The sequence below is a fragment of the Algoriphagus sp. 10J20-15 genome (genome assembly GCF_055809615.1).
In genome coordinates this window covers 26,599-44,069 of the sequence record NZ_JBVVUG010000024.1, presented here as the reverse complement: position 1 = coordinate 44,069, position 17,471 = coordinate 26,599, and the positions used below count along the sequence as shown (strand labels likewise).

Sequence of the window (17,471 nt, the reverse complement as noted above, 5' to 3'; positions counted from 1 at the left end):
CATTAAGTATTTAATAGATTTCATTTTTATTAACCCTAATCCTGGTTAGTGAATATTACTAAAAATAATTTCATAATTGGTAGATATTCAATGATATAGATTGGATGGTCTTAGGGATTATTTGGATTTATTTCTAACTTGATCATGCTCTTTTAATTTTTAATTGTTTGGTGTCGATTTTTATGTGGTAGCAGAAGTAAACAGTTTTTATCATGAGAGGGCTTCACAAGTCTAAACACTTTTTATTATGGAAAAAGACCTGATTCAGTCCCTGCTTACAGAGGTATTTAGTCAATTAGAGGCTAATGACTCCAAAGAAAAAAAATCGATTACTGAAGGGATTCCAATTCTGGCAAAAGCCTTACAACACCAGTCTCTGACTGATATTCAAGCTGAAAAATTAACTGTTCAAACTGCAGATTTTTTCTTTCAGGACAGGCTTACTAAGCCTGATAAAATTAAGATTGAAGAAATCTCCAAAGAAGTAAGTGGGCTAAAGGTCACCGCGCAGCCAGAGACTAAAGTTTTTGTGCGTGAAGTTCCGGTTCGAACTAGTCAGGTGAAAAAGAGTGTGCCGGCATGGGCTGTGGGGGCAAAAGTTGATAAAACAATCGGACCAATAACCAGAGTCGATGGCTTACAGGTTTTCGTGGATGTTTACAATGTAGAAAAGCTGATTGCGTTACGGCAACAAGGGTCAAATAAACCTTTGATATTTTTTAAAGCAAAATTCACTAAACCTAGAGTTCAGACAATCAATAGTCCTGCAATGGAAGTGTCTGAAAACTACACCTTGGTTGCAGGTAGTGTATGGGTTAAAGCTAAAATGTTTGCATCAAATGCCCCGGAGGACCGGTATTTTGGACTAAAAATACTAGCTGGGACAATTTCATTGACAGCTAAGCCAGTGCTAAATGGAAATAACCTCCTTTTAGGGATGAATACCCAAGTATCTGTAGATCTAAAACTTGATTCACCTCCTGTAAAAGGAAATAAAAGCTTGAAGAAATATGGCAGAGATGCAGCTGAGATGTCGCTTCAATGCCCTGAAGCTATTAAATTCAAGTTTACGGGTTCAGGTTTAGGGCAGATAATTAGTGCCGGTGATGCTCAATGGAACGTGTATGGGAATTCAAATTCTTTCGGCTTTCAGAACAAAGCAGCTACCTATAACACCCAACTCAGTCGATTTTGTATCCCATTTTCACCTGATTCAAAAGGCAAAGTTTTTTCTCCTAAGAAAGTGCAAGGGAATTGGGCGGAGTTGTCCGGCGAAGCTAAGGTAAAATTGAGTTGGTGGGCAATTCCGGCGGCATCCTTAGATATAAATGCTCCTTTAGAAGTATCTGGGATAGGAGGGATGGTGGAAGAATGGGAGTCAGGAATTCAGTTTAGTTGGGCCAACGTTGAGACTCAAAAAATCAGGTTAAATGAAAGTCTCTTTTTGGTAGAAGAAGGAAGAATTGCAATTACCTCACTGGCAGCAAATGGATCTGGCGGGGCTATGCATTTTGATCATTGGAATGATAAGCTCAACCCCTATGGAACCTCGATTGATGTCGCATTTCTTTCAAAAACAGCTTTCTTATATAACTGTCTGTCTGAGGGGACTGAACTCATTTTTTCTACTTGCAATACCTCAGTTAATGTTGATAGACCTAAGCAAGTAAATGGGCATGCAGTTGCAATTAAGACCAAAGAATCTGCCTTAATTTTAGCTGGAAATGATGCGTCGAATTTACTTCTCTTAATGGATGATAATATCCTGTGGGATAATAAATTACCGTTCGATAAGGTGCCTGAATTCAAATCAATAGCATTAGCACTGGAAAATGCATTATTCACTGTATCTCCGGTAAATGGCTGTATGGTTTTTGGTAAATGTAATGGTGAGTGGACAAGAATTTTGGAGAGCCAAACCTACTTGGTTTTTGGTATGTTGGCATATCTCCCAACCTTACCGGATCCTTATTTGGCGAATTTCGGAGAGCTCAGTAGATCCTTCAATCGAAAAGGTTCCAATCTGCAAAACATTAAAAATTGGCTGGTATGTCGAATTATTCAAAAACCAATTCCCGACAAAGATGATGAGGTACTAGTTTCTTTCCATTTTGGGCAGGCAGTAACTCATCCAGCTTCTGGCACCTCAAATGATGCTCAGGCTGGAGGGCTTATGAATGCGGTACGAGATTTAGAGTCTGAAAAGGTAGTCTATAGACTTAGTAGCGATTCAAATGTGCCCAAAAGTGCAAGCACCAAGGCAAAAACGCCAGACTATGAGGCTGAATATGATAAGCAAGTGTCAGGTTTCTCTGGGATTTTTTCACATTGCTGGATGTAAGTTCCAATGCAAATCAAGTTGGGGTGAGCCTCGGCACGAACGTGGGAGCAATATCACAGCGGCAAGTTACTGGGGTAGCAACCCACAAGACAGAAACCGAGGCTAACGTTGTAGCACAAGATGGACAAATGATTTCTGTAGAAGGAATGCAGGTGAAAGTTCCGGGATATTTGGCAAGGGTATTCTTATTGCCTCAGGTGGCCTGGGAGCCTGTATTGAATTTGACCACTCCTCCCAATCCTCCACAACCTATGGACCCACCTGGGGGATATAATTATTACCTTAATGATGGTGGACCTACACGACTTATCAATACAAGTAGTTTAAGTGTAACTCTATCTCCAATACCTTTAACCTCCTTTATATTAGATCAATATAGACAAAAAAAGATAGATCTTTTGGCACAGTTTACGTTGCCTTTTGGATTAAAAGCTGTAGCTCAACTCACACAAAAAAGTCCATATCAAGATTTGCTTCCACGACTGGAAGGGGTCAACCCCAAGTTCCCGGATAGTTTGCAAGGAGGAATACAAATTAGAGCTATAGGTGGTGATGCTGGGAAAAAGCCTCCTTTAGAAAGAGACTTACCGATGTTTGACGGGTTTACCTTTCAATTAAATAACATTCTTTCCGCATATGGTACCTACACCAATGCCAGTACACTAGGTGATTCAGTAACAACTATTTTTAACACAGAATTTTCCACCCAAAGTGGAGACCCCAAGGGAGTTCCTGTCTCAACAATAGATTTTTCCGGATACGGAGCGAGCATGTTTAGTAATTGGCTAAGCCCTTCTGCAGCGATCGCAAGTACAAGTCAAGCTCGATTTGATGTTATGCTGGGTAGAACTGGACATGAAGTGATTCAAGTGAAAAGCTTGGTTTATCCTTGGGGAATACGTGTGGTACGGACGATCACCCTATTTCGTACCAGTTCGGGATTCGTCTATCGTGTAGACAGTGGATGGCAACCTGAGACAGATGGTAAGTTTGATTTCGGATATGATTTCGTAAGAAATGGCAATTTGGTCCACCATGATCCTTATGAAATCCATCCGGGCACATTACGGGGTTTGTTCAACATAAGAAATATTGAAGAAGATGCGTCAATTGCTGATTTTGAACGAAAAGATTATATAAAAAAGAATGAGACGTATATAGATATATTGGGTGTAGAACAAACTTGGAACCAGAATACTGACAAAGAATTACCCATTATATGTCGACCCGTTTGGTTTGATGCAGATGTGGAGCTGGAAAACTTAGTACAAGGACATTCTAAAAACAGAACTCCTTCCAAAGAGATCTTGGGATATGTACAATTAGCACCAACAGGAGTGCCTCTGAGTCCTAACCGCTTTAAAGAACTGTTGAATTTGCAGGGCGGAATTATAGGTGGAGATATTAATTGTATAATGGACGTCAATAAATCAGGGCAGCAAATGCGGATTTCACGGTTCGATTTCTCTCATTCTACAAGCCAATCGTCTTCAGACCCAATTTTTGTGGCTTCCTCAAGAGGTAGTCTAATCCTGCCAAAAACCGGTAGCTGGACTGTGGTACAGCATAATGTGAGTTCTGGCGATGTGACTCCTTTACCTCCGCATATACCTGTTCCCTTGATTAGAGTAGGAAAGTGGGTAAAAGATATCGTGGTAAAACAGGCTGATGTAAATACGAAGCTATTAAGATTAGCCAGCCCTTCAGAATTATTGAGAAATCCTGACTCAAGTACCGTCAACTTCGGGATACTCCAAACCACTGCTTCCCAGAAAGCACTTGTTTTGACGCCATCATTCGAAAATGGAACTAAAAAGCTTGTCTTAGTAAAACCCCGATGCTCTATGCAGATGCTTATCGATTAATGGCAGGGAGTGGGATTTTTCCAAATGCGGGAAATGGCATTGATGAATTTGGAAAAGCAGCAGTACTATTCAGTGGCGCATTAGCTGGTGTTGGTGCGGCTGCAAGCGTTTTCAAAGAGAATAGTTTGGAAGATGGTGGAGTTAAAGTTTTGGAAATGCTGAAAATTGAACTCCAAAAAGAAAAGGGGAATCAATAATAGATCAGGGGTTTGAGCTTTTATCTACTGGTGCTAATGATGTTCTGAAAAAAGCGGTAGCTTTTGACCTGCCTCCAATCCAAGTGTATTTGGTGGATATGGAAGCATTGAAAATTTATATCGACTATCAAACGGGTAAGAAGGAAGAAAATCCAAATACTTATGTAGATAGCAAGCTGAATTTTGATATAGACTCCTTTGCCAACGATACAGCTAAATCATGGAAGAGTAGATTGAATAATCTGGCTATGGTTGTCGATTTGGGTAGTTTTAAACGTTTAATGACTATTAAAGGGAATTTTGATGCTAAGAAGGGTAAAGAGTCAGGTTATGAGGGGTTTAAGGATGATGACTTTCCTGCCCTAGGTCTTCCTACTCCAGAGATTGAGTTCAGTGATGAGCTACAGCCTGTGATAGATATATTACAACTTTTAGCATCTCTCAGTACCGGAGATTATGGCGCAGTAATGCAAAAAGGTCTCAAAATAGCCATGAGTAATGCAGGTGAGATTTGGGAATACAAATTTGAAGCTTCTAAAGAAATTCCTTTAGTACGATTTCCGCCAGAAGAAAATGCGTACAACTCACCTCAGACCCCACTCAAATTAGAAGCTGGTTTATCATTAGGGGTTTATTTCAATGCGGCACTTAAGGTTACGACAGATCCAAAACAACTTTTACCTACCGCAGGTGCATTTATTGAGTTCCGTGGTGGGCTCGAAGTGATGTGTGTTACCGTGGGTGGAGCCACGATTTTTGCAATCGGTGAGGTGCAGCTAAAAGTAGCATGTGATACTAAAATAGGTCCAAGTCTGACTATGAAGCTTGGTTTTGGAGCCACGATAGCTGTTGGACTGCCTGTTGTAGGTAATGTGTCTGTCACCTATATGGTAGGATGTGAAATGTATGCAAGTGCGGACCTAATCAGTGTCACTGCTTTTATGCTATTCAGAGGTAAGGCAAGTTTAGTTGGTGGTTTGGTGGCAGTGACTATTTATATTGAAGCCAGTGGTACAGTTACTAGACTTATTCCTGAAAAAAGAACAGAATGCACAGCGTCAGTCACTTTTGGACTTGAGATCAGCATTTGCTTTATCATCAATATTGATTTTGAGGAGACATGGCAGGAAAGCAGACAGATTGCTTGATTCTTAGTTTGATTATCAGCAATAATGCCAGTCAGCTTAGATTCTTTGTTTTTCAGGTTGGAAGATACATCGGCTATTTTCAGAACAAGTGAACAAAGACTCCCGCATTGGCGGAACAGGCTGAAGTGGCTTCAATTCTTAAGTTTAAGATATCCTACTTTGCTTTTCCCACTTTACAGGTAGACAAGCAGATATACATAATATTTATTTTTAAATAGACCTTTTTCATCATGGAACTTAAAAAACTTCTTTCAGTAATGGCACTTCCTCAGCACTTTGATGGGAAGAATTTGTCTGTAAATATTTTAGTAGTGCCAACTAATACGGATCCGTTTGTTAATTGGAATACCGGACTGGCAAGCCCGAATTCCGTTCCTGGATTTGCTGATTTTCAGCCTCAATTCAGTCTGGGGATAGTCAGAGGGACTGATGATTTTCCAATTTCAAATCCATTAAATCCAGATCGAATGCCGGTGTTAGTTCCAGTCACCGTCACAGAAGCTACAAAAAAGGCAAGTTTGCTGGAAAAAGTATCCAAGAGTTTTAACCTAACCATAGGAAATACCAACGATAAACTTCCACCAGTGATAGAGGTGGCCAAGAGCGTTAAAAAATATCTGCCTGAAACTTATAGGAAAAGCTTCAATTTTACTCAACCTCGGCATCCCAATGCTGTCACGGATGATAGCTATGAATGTGCAGTAAGGGATAAGCTTCCTCTTTCAGCCTGTTGCTCCCGTAGATAAGATAAGTTGGGGCAAGATTTTCGCCCAAATTCTTAAGCAACCCTTATTGGCTGAAGCTTGTGGGATGGTGTATAAGGTAACAATACCTCTGGAGGAATCATGGTTTGAAAATGGAGGCTTCATTTATGCGGATATAGTAAATGATCCATATGCTTCAGTTCAAGATCAACTTTTGGAACACTCAGAAGGGCCATTAATAAAACGATACGCTGCCAGAATTCCAGCTTTGGTACCCGGCATCGAACGTCCAGTTTTTGCGGCTGTGACTTTCCCTGTAGTTCATAAGAAAAATGCTGATCCAACTCCAGTAATTCCATTGGGACCTTGGGATGAGGTTTTTCATGAGGCCCGATTATATGATGATGGTTTTGCAAAAATAGTCCATGCTAATCAACCTAAAAGTGGGAATCTTATTAAGGAAAAAAGAGATGGTTTTCATCCCCAAACCGAGGCAGGTATTAGATTGGGATGGGATGATGAGCAGATATTAGTGTGGTATATAAGACAGCTGACAGAAAACACGGATGTTCAAGCCATAGGTTCAGGGTTAAGACTAGATGCTCCTTTGGGGGTGATGGGTTATCATATTGATGTGAAAGAAGCGGAAGAAGGAAGTATGTGGGAAAGTCTAAATGAAGTTGAGATAAATCCCGAAAGTAATTTGGGAAAGGAATTGGCTGCGTCTACAACAGAACTTCCTTATCAAGTTTATCCTACTAAGCTGACAGGGAAGGATTCAAGCAATTTTTGGTTGCCTATGTATTACGCACATTGGATTGGCAAAAGCATGGTTACGGAAGATCTTGACGCGCTTTTGATTTATAAAAATAATCAGGCAAATGGAGCTATTTTGAAAGGCAGCCAAGTGAAGAAAGTTGATCCTAATTCCACGCTGATCCCGGCCCCAATTGATACTGTGCTTAGATATGGACAAAGCTATGACTTTAGAATTCGCTTAACTGATATAAGCGGAGGTGGGCCAAAAGTGGATAAGCTGCCATTGAATAGTGCGCCTAATCCTGTGACCAATGTAGCCTTCAAGCGTTACGTGATTCCTGGTATGCTTAGGATTGAAATGCCCAGTCAGTTACTTAATCAGACGGGAGAATATTTCAACTCTACTGATCTTGCAGAAACATCTTTTTCTGCTAATCCTAAGATTTCCTTACATCGACCATTATTGGAATATCCAGCGGTAGTTTTTACTCAAAAATATCAGAAGGTGGGACGGGACCCCATTGCAGAATTGAAGAATGTGGCTGCTATCAATAACGTTATAAAACCAGCATTACCAGATCCTGATGTTAATGAAGTATATATTAGAGTAGAGGTGAAATCACTTAGAATGGATAATGTCCTAAGTCAGAATGGTTCTGACAGCTACATCACATTATATCAAACGAAACGCTTTTTCCCCTCAGAATTTGATGAAAAATTAGACATCCCCATAGAATTCATCGATGTCCCGGTTTTAAATCTTGGAGAAGAGGCTAATCCATTTTTTATAGATAATCTAAAAAATTCGGATTTAGATGAAATGGACCAGTTGATCTTACCTACGGGCAGAAATATTAGAGTAACTCTACGAGGTTTAGCTAGCAGTGACGATGATCCAGATGAATATTTTGGCTCTATAGATACCAATATAGAAAATGATAGTAGGTATGGGAAAGTGACCCAATTAAGCTTCTACAAGGAGCCATCTCAAGAGAGTCAATTATTATTTCCATACGGGAATGTGCCTGAATTGCAGGGCATTTTCCTTCGTCCCGAAAGCGTTCCGACGATTAAAAAGAATCTTTTTTCACACCTGCTGAAAAGAGTTACAGAAACTGGAGAGGCAGATATTGTAAATAGGTTGGCTGATGCCCTAGGCTGTAAAGCCAAAGGTATGACTCTACTGGCTCCAAAGGGAGAAAGGATAGCATTTGGTTGTAGCTCTCGAATTCAGCATTCTTTAGCTCCGGATGGGAGCAGTGTGACCTTCGCATCTAAAGCAGAGTTGCAATCTCACTGGCTTGGTGGAATAAGTTGTAAAATGGAAAGAGACTGGACTTGGGATTGTTTGGAGAATGACGCTTTTCAAATCAGTAAGAGGTACAAATTTAGAAGGGACCTGGAGAGTGAATGGAGAAACCTTCAAAATGCTGGAGAAATAGAACTTAAGCATACTATTTCATTTGAAGCACTTCAAGAAGATCGTTTTGGGGAAATAAACAGAGGATATACTCGACTTGTTTTTATAGACGCAATAGAACCCAAAAATGATCTTAAAAAGAGATGGGGTTGAACTTCGATTTCCGGATGAAATCTGGGTTAATTATAAGCTAACACCAAAATTCAAGCCTAATCACGTACCAACCCCTGTAAAGGAATTTGAAGAATTAACTTTGCCAACAGTGATTGCGCCATCGCAAATGCCTAAAATGAAAAGTGTAGGGTTGGCCTTTTCTCCATATGATCGATCTGATGATTATAGTTCCACAGAGGTGCGAAGGAGGCATTTATGGATTGAATTTGAAGAGCCGGTGGAGAATCCTGATGACTTATATTTTTGTAGGATGTTGGCAAATGCTCCTGATCAGTTGATTTCAAATAATGCTCCAGAACAATTGATAGCACCAGAAGAAAGCCCATTGAATCTCGATCCCGAACTGACAAGAATAATCACTCCTGGCCAGAGCGATGATATGGCAGCAATAGGAGCCATGCAGCAAATGACTAAATCATTGGATAGTGATCGACATTTTATTTTACCGCTTCCACCTGGTATGCATGCAGAGAGCCCAGAGCTTTTTGGGTTTTTTACTTATGAATTTAGAGTAGGGCATGCTCATTTTGACGGTGTGAAAGATAACCTTTGGTCGACTGCTCAAGCTAGGTTCGGTAGAGCACTTCGAGTAACAGGAATTCAGCATCCTGCTCCTAATTTATTATGTACCTTGAATAGAGGAAAGCAACAAATGTATGTTACTTCTCCTTTTGCAAAGGCGGTAATGAATGGTAAAAACGTTACTTCCAAACCACCTAGAACGAGCTTATGGGCAGTGTTATATGCTCAAGTTTTTCAAGCCGACGGACTTGACTTCAGGAATATATTATTGGGGGAAAAGGAAATGCAGATCGGGATAAAAATTGTTGATGATAAAAAAGAGTATGAACAATTTAAAGATTTGGAGAAAATAGCTTCAGCGCCAAATAAGGTTCCTACTAAGGTTAAGTCTTCTTTTGTTCAAAATGATTCCCTAATTCTCAAAGGACATTTGGTTGCAAATTTAAAGGAACTTCATCCTGTCGGTACAGCTAAGTTTTCATCTGAAGAAATTGCAAGTAGATTAAAAATGTTTGGTTTACCCGAGGATAGCCCACTCAGTGTCTTAGTGGTGGAGGTTTTTGGTAACATTACTAATATATTTGATCACTTCGAACAATTTCAACAAGTCAGGGAGAGTCCGCTGATGGAGAAAATTTTAGAGAACGTTGACAAGGATAAAATGCCTCCTACTAATACTCCAGAGGAAATGAGGCCATTGAGTAGAGGTTTGGGGCATTTTAGGATTTTGCGAACATCTCCACTCACTAAGGTTCCATTTGTTTGTTGCCCAACCTGTGAATAACTAATGGTGAAGCATTTATTGGAAATACCTCTCAAGTCAATTGGGAGGTATTTTTTTTTGAACTATATTGATTGAGAAAACGTGATATTTATCACTTAGCTAAGAAGCGGAGATTTATAATTTCGCCAACTTTTAATTACGATATGACTACTGAAGAACTGAAAGAAGCACTACCTAATTTTACTGATCCAGCATTAATAGCCCAACTATTGGAAAAGGGTCAGATAATGGAGTTGAAGGCTGGAAAAGTAATTATGGAGCCTGGACAATTCATGAAAATGGTACCAATAGTATTGGATGGCTCTATAAAAATTTCAAGAATGGATGATGAGGGAAGAGAGTTGTTCCTGTATTTTTTAGATGCTGGTGAGACTTGTGCGTTATCCTTGACCTGCTGTTCTGCTTCAAAAGCAAGTGAGATCAAAGCCGTAGTTGAGGAAGATGCTACAATTATTGCCATACCTATTGCCATTATTGATCAGTTCTCGAATGATTTCAAGCAATGGAAAGATTTTGTGTCCAATACTTACCAAAATCGTTTTCAAGAAATGCTAGTTGCTTTAGATGCGGTTGCATTCAAACGAATGGATGAGCGATTGATGGGATATATCGTGAAAAAAATGAAGCAACTTAAAACCAATGAACTGCATACTACCCATCAGGAGATTGCAAATGAGCTTACTACTTCGAGGGAAGTCGTTTCTAGGCTGTTAAAGCAATTGGAGAAAAAAAAATGGATAGAGTTGGGTAGAAATGTGATTTACATTCGAGATGATTTCGAGGAGTTGATAAGCAAGTGATCAGGTCATTACTAAAAGTGGGACTTTTGAATGGAAAACCATTTGAATAGTTTGGCTTCTGCTCAAGACTTGCTCCCATAGATTTTTGTGCTGGTGGCACATTACGAGGATTACATTTTCGTTTTCTTCCAAAAATTGATCTAATCCTTCAATGGGTGTTCTTGCATAAAAAGTATGGATTTTAAGAGGTAAGCCTGGATATTGTTTGACAATTAAATCTTCTAAATTTTTTATCCCGGGATCCTCCTCAAAATCATTGGAAGTTTGTACATGAACGAATTCTATTCCTCGGTCCCATCTTCTACTCATGTCTATAACCCAGCCTATGAATTTTTCCTCATGACTAGCAAATTCTAAGGCCAAAGCTACCTTTCGAATATCTGCTGCAATTGATTCTGCAGGCACAACTAATACGGGTACTGATGATTCTTTGATCAGGTTGACTGTAGTACTTCCAATAAGGGCAAGTTTAATTCCACTGGCACCTTGAGTTCCCATTACCACCAATGTAGCATCTAATTCTTTTGCTATCCTGGCTATTGATATTGAAGCAGTTCCTTCTTTGATAATAGTTTGAAAAATCAGGTTGGTTCCTTTATATTTTTCTAAAGTATTCTGCATCAAAGCTTGGGCATCTCGATGCATGCTTTCCATGGCAACAGAGGCTTGGGAAGCAAAGTCGAAAACTGCTTCTATGACATGTACGAGTATTATTTCGCCATCTTTTTTCCCTGCAAGTGCGATTGCAAAGTCTAATGCATTAATTGAATTTTCTGAAAAATCAATCGGGAGAATTATTTTCATGGCGATTCAGTTTTTAACAATAATTTAAGCAAATGTGGAGGAATAAATGAGTTATACGGCAGATGAAATCAGATTTTTTTTGCAACTAGAGCTATTGGAATTATTCTTACTCAGGATATCAAAGTTTTTTGCCTTTTCTAAAGTCAGTGTAACAATTGTCACTTCTTCTTCTGGGGATCACGGGTACTTTTGTGCTATCAAATCTTAGAAAATCATTATGGAAATCATCGTTTTAGTTGGTTATGCAGCGGCGGTTGTTATAGGTGTAAGTTTGGGGCTAATTGGAGGAGGGGGGTCTATATTGACTGTGCCTGTACTTGTCTATATCTTGGGGATTGACCCTGTTTTAGCCACTGCATATTCGCTTTTTGTAGTAGGAAGTACTTCACTGGTTGGGTCATTTACTTATATGAAAAAACAGCTAGTTAATTACAAGACTGCTTTAGTTTTTGCTATACCCTCATTTATCGCAGTTTTCTTAACTCGAAAATTCATTGTCCCAGCTTTACCGGACCCTTTATTTGACTTAGCAGGAATGGAGATTACCAAAAGTATTGGAATCATGGTCTTCTTTGCCCTGATCATGCTTGCAGCTTCCTATTCTATGATCAAAGGAAATGGTAATACAACAAATGAGGAAGAAAGCGAAATTAAATTTAATATACCATTGATTGCAGTTGAGGGAATTGTAGTAGGATTGATTACAGGTATAGTGGGTGCCGGTGGCGGATTTTTGATCATTCCTGCTCTGGTTCTTTTGGCAAAGCTTCCTATGAAAATGGCTGTTGGTACTTCACTCTTGATAATTGCCGCAAAATCTTTAATAGGATTTTTAGGAGATGTTTCTAATCAAACAATAGATTGGAAAATGCTTTTGATTTTTACAGGCTTATCGATTATTGGGATTTTCATAGGTAGTTCCTTATCCAAAAGGATTAATGAAAAGGCACTCAAAAAAGGGTTTGGTTGGTTTGTGCTTGTAATGGGGATTTATATCATCACCAAAGAACTCATGTCAATGTGAGGTAGTGAATTCCATTTCAAAAGCGGGAAATAAAGATCGAATTTAACGTAGCTGTAAGTTTTCTTTTCTAGTTGTAAAATCCAGTTGGTTGGTTGGTTTCGTAAATGAATGAAACTAACTAATCAACTAATGAAAAAAAGAAACATTTTCCCCGTATTACTGGCCAGTATGATTTTTTCTCTGGCTTTTACCTCATGTGATGATAATGACGATGATATGGATCCCGTCGTTGAGATGCCAGGCACTGCCCCGGAAGTAAGTTTTACGGCATTGACTTCGGATAATATGATTTTGGTGTACAATGCTCAAAATCTTTCCGCCCCTTCTAGTTCTTTGGCTATTACGGGATTAGGTTCCGGTGAAATGATTGTATCAATTGATTACCGTCCAGCGACCGGTCAGCTTTATGCACTCAGCTCCATGAGTCGTATCTATCATATCAATGAAAACTCAGGTGCAGCTACTGCCCTGGGAACTGGTGCATTTACCCCTTCAGTTCAGGGTGCGAATCCTTCGTTAGACTTTAACCCTACAGTGGATAGAATAAGATTGGTCACCGAATCCGGACAGAATTTACGTCTACATCCAGAATTGGGCACTGTTGTCGCTACGGATGGCTCTATTAATGGAGGTATGAATCCTAGAATCGGCGCTGTAGCGTACTCGAATAGTTTTTCAGGGACTACCATGACCACCTTATTTGATATTGACTTTGAGCAGGACAAACTTTATAAGCAAGTTCCTCCAAATGATGGTGGATTGGAGGAAGTAGGTGAACTAGGTGTGGACTTTGAAGGAGTAGGTGATATGGATTTGAATCCTGATAACTCTGTGGCTTTGGCAGTAAATAGAAAGGATGATGAATCAAGACTATACACAATTGACCTTTCCACTGGAAAAGCTATGTGGATAGGAACTTTTACTCAACCAGTGGTAAGTATTGCTTTCAAAACTAACCCGATTGCCTACGCAACCGACTCAGCTAATAAACTTTACCGATTTGACCCTACAAATCCAAGTCCGATTTCAGTGGACATGATGGGATTGAAAGCAGGAGAGATGATCGTTGGACTTGATTTCCGTCCTGTGAATGGTCAGTTACTTGCCATATCTAATATGAGTCAGTTATATAGTATCAACCCTTCGAGTGGGGCAGTTACTGCGATCGGTAGTCAGCTCATGCCAGCAGCAATGGGATCCTTTATTGGATTTGATTTTAATCCAACAGTGGATAGAATCCGCCTGATCACCGAGACAGGACAAAACCTTAGATTACATCCAGATTTGGGGACAGTAGTAGCAGTGGACGGAAGTCTTAACCCAGGGTACGCCCATGGCGAGTGCAGCTGCATATACCAAAAGCTTTGCAGGAACTACTTCTACAGCCCTTTACGTAGTAGATGCCCAAAATGATATGTTATATCAAGTGTCTCCTCCAAATGATGGAGTGCTCGTAGCAATCGGATCATTGGGAATAGATTTGATAGATGATAATGGATTTGATATAGGTGGAACTTCAGATATGGCTTATGGGGTATTTACTGTAGGGTCTGCCTCTGGAGTTTACTCTGTAAATCTGATGTCAGGTGCAGCTTCAAAAATTTCAGACCTTAATTTTACGCCTACTTCAATGGCATTAGGGTTAGGTTTCTAATCAAAAACAATCAAACCAAAAAAGGGCCAGATCATCTCTGGCCCTTTTTTGGTTTGATAGGTTAACTCCTGTAAACCATAATATACCATACTAACCAAATAGCCAGGGGAAGGTAATAACTAATCAATACTACAATACTGCACTCCCCAAAAGGCCGCCTGCTAATCATATGAAAACCGTAGAGCCAAATAATTCCGTATATGATTTCGAAGATATTGAGTGTAGCTAAAGCATAGTGGTATTGCCCAGCTACATTTTCAGGACCAATCAATGACAGCATAGAAAGTGCTCTGAATTCATCAATTTCTAAGTAAGTGACACCCGTTTGCGGAGAAATGTATACCAGCAGCCTAATCAGCTCTGGGAAAATAAAAACCACTTCGGCAATAAGTGCAAACTGCCAGAGTTCCTTATAGGGAACTTTATAGCCTATTAAGAAGGCACCAAGCCAAAAGAGGAAAGATATTATTGTGAATTTCCACAGCAATGCAAAAGGAGTCCATAGGTAGTTTAAGGCATTGAAAACATGAAATATCATGAAGTCACCTCTGGCTTCCAGATTATCATAATCAGGAATGGCTTCCAGAATTAGCGTATTGGTGAGATACCTAATCAGCAGAAACAAAAAAACCAGTACAAAAAAATAAACCCGTTTGTCGAAATCAATTAGTTCTTTCAGACGTTGTCCCTCTGGAGTTAAAGTTTTAGCCATAATTGTGATGAATCTTGGCCAAATCTAAAATTTTGTTTGGGAATACCCCTAATTTTGAGTTTTAAAAAAGAATAAATATATGTCAACACGAATCGTAATGATTCTCAGCATTTGGTTTGCCGGACTTGGCATAGCTCAGGCGCAGCAGGCTGAGGCAGATTCAATGTTCTTTGCGCCTTCTAAGTATTTGCTTTTGGACAAAGGGCTGCAGTTTAGAATTACCAAGGCTATTAATAGCATGTATAATTTTGATTTTGCGACAGCAGAAAGAGATTACGCTGTGCTAGCCATTCAATACCCCAATCATCCTTTACCAGAATTTTTAGTCGCTTTGGGATATTGGTGGAGGATCGAAGTAGATGTGACGAACGAAAAATACGATGCCATCTTACTTAAATATCTGGATAGATCCATTAATAAGGCTCAAGCCATGTTTGATGAGGATGAAACTAATAAGGAGGCAGCTTTCTTTCTAGCAGCTGGATATGGATTTAAGGGCAGGCTTTATTCTGAGAGAAAAAGCTGGACAAAGGCAGCTTGGGCTGGAAAGAATGCATTAAAATACATGGAGTTAAGTAGAGGTGAGGAAGAGTTCAATCCTGAATTGCTTTTAGGAGATGCGCTTTTCAATTATTTCTCTGAATGGATACCGGAAAATTATCCGCTGATGAGGCCTGTAATGGCGCTTTTCCCAAAGGGAAACAAAGAGCTAGGTTTGCAACAATTGGAGGAGGTCGCCAATAATGCCTTTTACACCAGAATTGAAGCACAGTATTTTTTATTTAGGCTATATGCTTCAGAGGAAAAAGAGCCATTTAAAGCATTACAAATTACAGATTATTTACATACTAAATTTCCTGACAACCCGTATTTCCATCGCTCTTATGCACGCCATCTTTATGCAGTAGGAAGATGGGCAGAATCCGTGCAGCAATCCAAAGAAATACTGGATAGAATTGATGCTAAGCAAACGGGTTATGAGTCGAATAGTGGAAGGTATGCAGCATTTTATATTGCCCAATTCAATGAGCGGATGGGAAATACCGCTGAAGCAAAGAAGTATTACCTGAAAACACTCAGCTACGGAGAAGAGTCTGAATCCCAGGAAAGCGGTTATTATTTACATGCATTGCTACAACTTGGCAAGATTGCAACTAAGGAGCAAAACAAGACTCTCGCAAAAGAATATTTCAAAAAGGTAAAGAAGTATGCTAAGCGAAAACACCCCGCTCATCAAGAGGCCCGAGATTTTATCAAAAAGAATAAACTTTAATTCACTAGCTATCGTTTTTACAAAAAATAACAGGAGATAATTTGAATTTTTTAAAGGAGGCAAGGGATTTTGAAAGGATTGTTTGTGTATTGGCCCTTAAATCTTAAGAAAATTTTGATTTTCCTCTTTAAAATTCTGATGAATGGTTTAAAACAATCATCAATTATATTAACTTTGTGCGATATAAAATTTTGTAAATGCAAGAGATCATGGATCATAGCTTAAGAATAAAATTCGATAAAATCGACAGGAAGATTCTGGAAATCTTACAGGCTAATGCCAAAATCACGAATGCTCAATTGTCAAAAGATATTGGGCTTTCTCCGGCTCCTACCTTAGAGCGAGTGAAGAAGTTGGAGCAGTCTGGAATCATAAAGAGTTATCATGCAAAGCTAGATCCTGAGAAGATCGGCTTGGGTGTAAGTACTTTTGTATTAGTGAGCTTGATAGGTCACAATAAAGGGAATATTGAAGCTTTCATGAAGGAGATTAATATCATCCCTGAAGTGATAGAGTGTCACCACATCACCGGTACTGGAGATTTTATTCTTAAGATTATAGCAAAGGATATTACCTCATACCAAAATTTGATGCTTGAGAAAGTGTCAGAGATCAAAGAAGTAGATTCCATGCAATCCATGGTAATTTTGTCTACTTTCAAAGATTCTAAAGTAATGCCAATTCCGGCTTAATCAGCCTTTACTACTAGCTAAAGGGTGGCGTAAGTCACCCTTTTTTTTTGAACAAATGGAACAAAATCCCTGGAAAACAAAAAAGATTAATCCGATTTATGAAAATCCCTGGATTAAGGTAGAGCATCATGATATCATAAATCCTGCTGGAAAAGAGGGGATATATGGTAAGGTTCATTTCAAGAATAGAGCAATGGGCATTATTCCTATTGATACCGAAGGAAATACCTGGCTGATCGGCCAATACCGATACACCTTGAATGAATATGCATGGGAAATACCTATGGGTGGGGGACCTTTGGAAGAAGATAAACTAGAGAGTGCAAAGAGGGAATTGAAGGAAGAAACAGGATTAACAGCTGAGAAATGGACCGAGATTATGAAAATCCATACTTCCAACTCGGTAACTGACGAAGTGGGTTTTGTTTATTTGGCACAAGAGCTTACTCAAGGAGAAACTGAATTTGAGGAAACCGAGATTCTCAAAATAAAGAAATTGCCTTTCACTCAAGTGGTGGAGATGGTAATGAAAGGCGAAATCACAGATGGAATCAGTATAGCTGCAGTCCTCAAAGTAGCAAGAATGCTAAATTTGTAA

Annotated in this window: 14 protein-coding genes and 1 pseudogene; 13 read left to right on the top strand and 2 right to left on the bottom strand. The window is 39.4% G+C overall.

All coding sequences use genetic code 11. From position 1 onward, the window contains the following. The first annotated feature begins 247 nt into the window (after positions 1 to 247). From AC0L6R_RS09405 to AC0L6R_RS09370, 8 genes are all read left to right on the top strand, one after another. A complete protein-coding gene (locus AC0L6R_RS09405; RefSeq protein WP_473270953.1) occupies positions 248 to 2,341 on the top strand; it encodes a hypothetical protein in 2,094 nt (697 codons plus the stop codon). 23 nt (positions 2,342 to 2,364) lie between these two features. Beyond that, entirely contained in the window at positions 2,365 to 4,206 is a 1,842-nt protein-coding gene (locus AC0L6R_RS09400; RefSeq protein ID WP_473270951.1) for a hypothetical protein, read from the top strand. Next, positions 4,179 to 4,403 (top strand): hypothetical protein, encoded by a 225-nt coding sequence (locus tag AC0L6R_RS09395; RefSeq protein ID WP_473270950.1) that lies wholly within the window; start codon positions 4,179 to 4,181, stop codon positions 4,401 to 4,403. The genes AC0L6R_RS09400 and AC0L6R_RS09395 overlap by 28 nt, the downstream gene beginning before the upstream one ends. Before the next feature lie 98 nt (positions 4,404 to 4,501). Then, positions 4,502 to 5,551, top strand: a complete 1,050-nt coding sequence (locus AC0L6R_RS09390) for a hypothetical protein (protein WP_473270949.1) — start codon at positions 4,502 to 4,504, stop codon at positions 5,549 to 5,551. Positions 5,552 to 5,781: 230 nt separating this feature from the next. Then, positions 5,782 to 6,297 (top strand): hypothetical protein, encoded by a 516-nt coding sequence (locus tag AC0L6R_RS09385; RefSeq protein ID WP_473270948.1) that lies wholly within the window; start codon positions 5,782 to 5,784, stop codon positions 6,295 to 6,297. Positions 6,298 to 6,343: 46 nt separating this feature from the next. Beyond that, entirely contained in the window at positions 6,344 to 8,587 is a 2,244-nt protein-coding gene (locus tag AC0L6R_RS09380; protein ID WP_473270947.1) for a hypothetical protein, read from the top strand. Next, positions 8,562 to 9,914 (top strand): hypothetical protein, encoded by a 1,353-nt coding sequence (locus tag AC0L6R_RS09375; RefSeq protein WP_473270946.1) that lies wholly within the window; start codon positions 8,562 to 8,564, stop codon positions 9,912 to 9,914. The genes AC0L6R_RS09380 and AC0L6R_RS09375 overlap by 26 nt, the downstream gene beginning before the upstream one ends. A 143-nt stretch (positions 9,915 to 10,057) precedes the next feature. After that, on the top strand, positions 10,058 to 10,714 hold the full coding sequence (locus AC0L6R_RS09370; protein WP_283414321.1) for a Crp/Fnr family transcriptional regulator: 657 nt from the start codon (positions 10,058 to 10,060) through the stop codon (positions 10,712 to 10,714). Here AC0L6R_RS09370 and AC0L6R_RS09365 read toward each other — a convergent pair whose 3' ends face one another. Continuing rightward, a complete protein-coding gene (locus AC0L6R_RS09365) occupies positions 10,715 to 11,518 on the bottom strand; it encodes a universal stress protein (RefSeq protein WP_473270945.1) in 804 nt (267 codons plus the stop codon). 217 nt (positions 11,519 to 11,735) lie between these two features. Here AC0L6R_RS09365 and AC0L6R_RS09360 point away from each other — a divergent pair, with 217 nt between their 5' ends. Together AC0L6R_RS09360 and AC0L6R_RS09355 are read left to right on the top strand one after the other, a co-directional pair. Further along, a complete protein-coding gene (locus tag AC0L6R_RS09360) occupies positions 11,736 to 12,542 on the top strand; it encodes a sulfite exporter TauE/SafE family protein (protein WP_283414323.1) in 807 nt (268 codons plus the stop codon). Between the two features lie 108 nt (positions 12,543 to 12,650). Continuing rightward, positions 12,651 to 14,196 (top strand): annotated as a pseudogene (locus AC0L6R_RS09355) (DUF4394 domain-containing protein). 61 nt (positions 14,197 to 14,257) lie between these two features. Here AC0L6R_RS09355 and AC0L6R_RS09350 read toward each other — a convergent pair. After that, a complete protein-coding gene (locus tag AC0L6R_RS09350) occupies positions 14,258 to 14,908 on the bottom strand; it encodes a sulfate ABC transporter permease (protein ID WP_473270944.1) in 651 nt (216 codons plus the stop codon). 79 nt (positions 14,909 to 14,987) lie between these two features. Between AC0L6R_RS09350 and AC0L6R_RS09345 the strand changes: the two genes are divergently transcribed. The 3 genes from AC0L6R_RS09345 to AC0L6R_RS09335 all read left to right on the top strand — a co-directional run bounded on the left by AC0L6R_RS09345 (position 14,988) and on the right by AC0L6R_RS09335 (position 17,471). After that, positions 14,988 to 16,181, top strand: coding sequence for a tol-pal system protein YbgF (locus tag AC0L6R_RS09345; protein WP_473270943.1), 1,194 nt, complete (start codon positions 14,988 to 14,990; stop codon positions 16,179 to 16,181). Positions 16,182 to 16,390: 209 nt separating this feature from the next. Then, positions 16,391 to 16,873, top strand: a complete 483-nt coding sequence (locus AC0L6R_RS09340) for an Lrp/AsnC family transcriptional regulator (RefSeq protein WP_283414458.1) — start codon at positions 16,391 to 16,393, stop codon at positions 16,871 to 16,873. 55 nt (positions 16,874 to 16,928) lie between these two features. Beyond that, positions 16,929 to 17,471 (top strand): NUDIX domain-containing protein, encoded by a 543-nt coding sequence (locus AC0L6R_RS09335; protein WP_473270942.1) that lies wholly within the window; start codon positions 16,929 to 16,931, stop codon positions 17,469 to 17,471.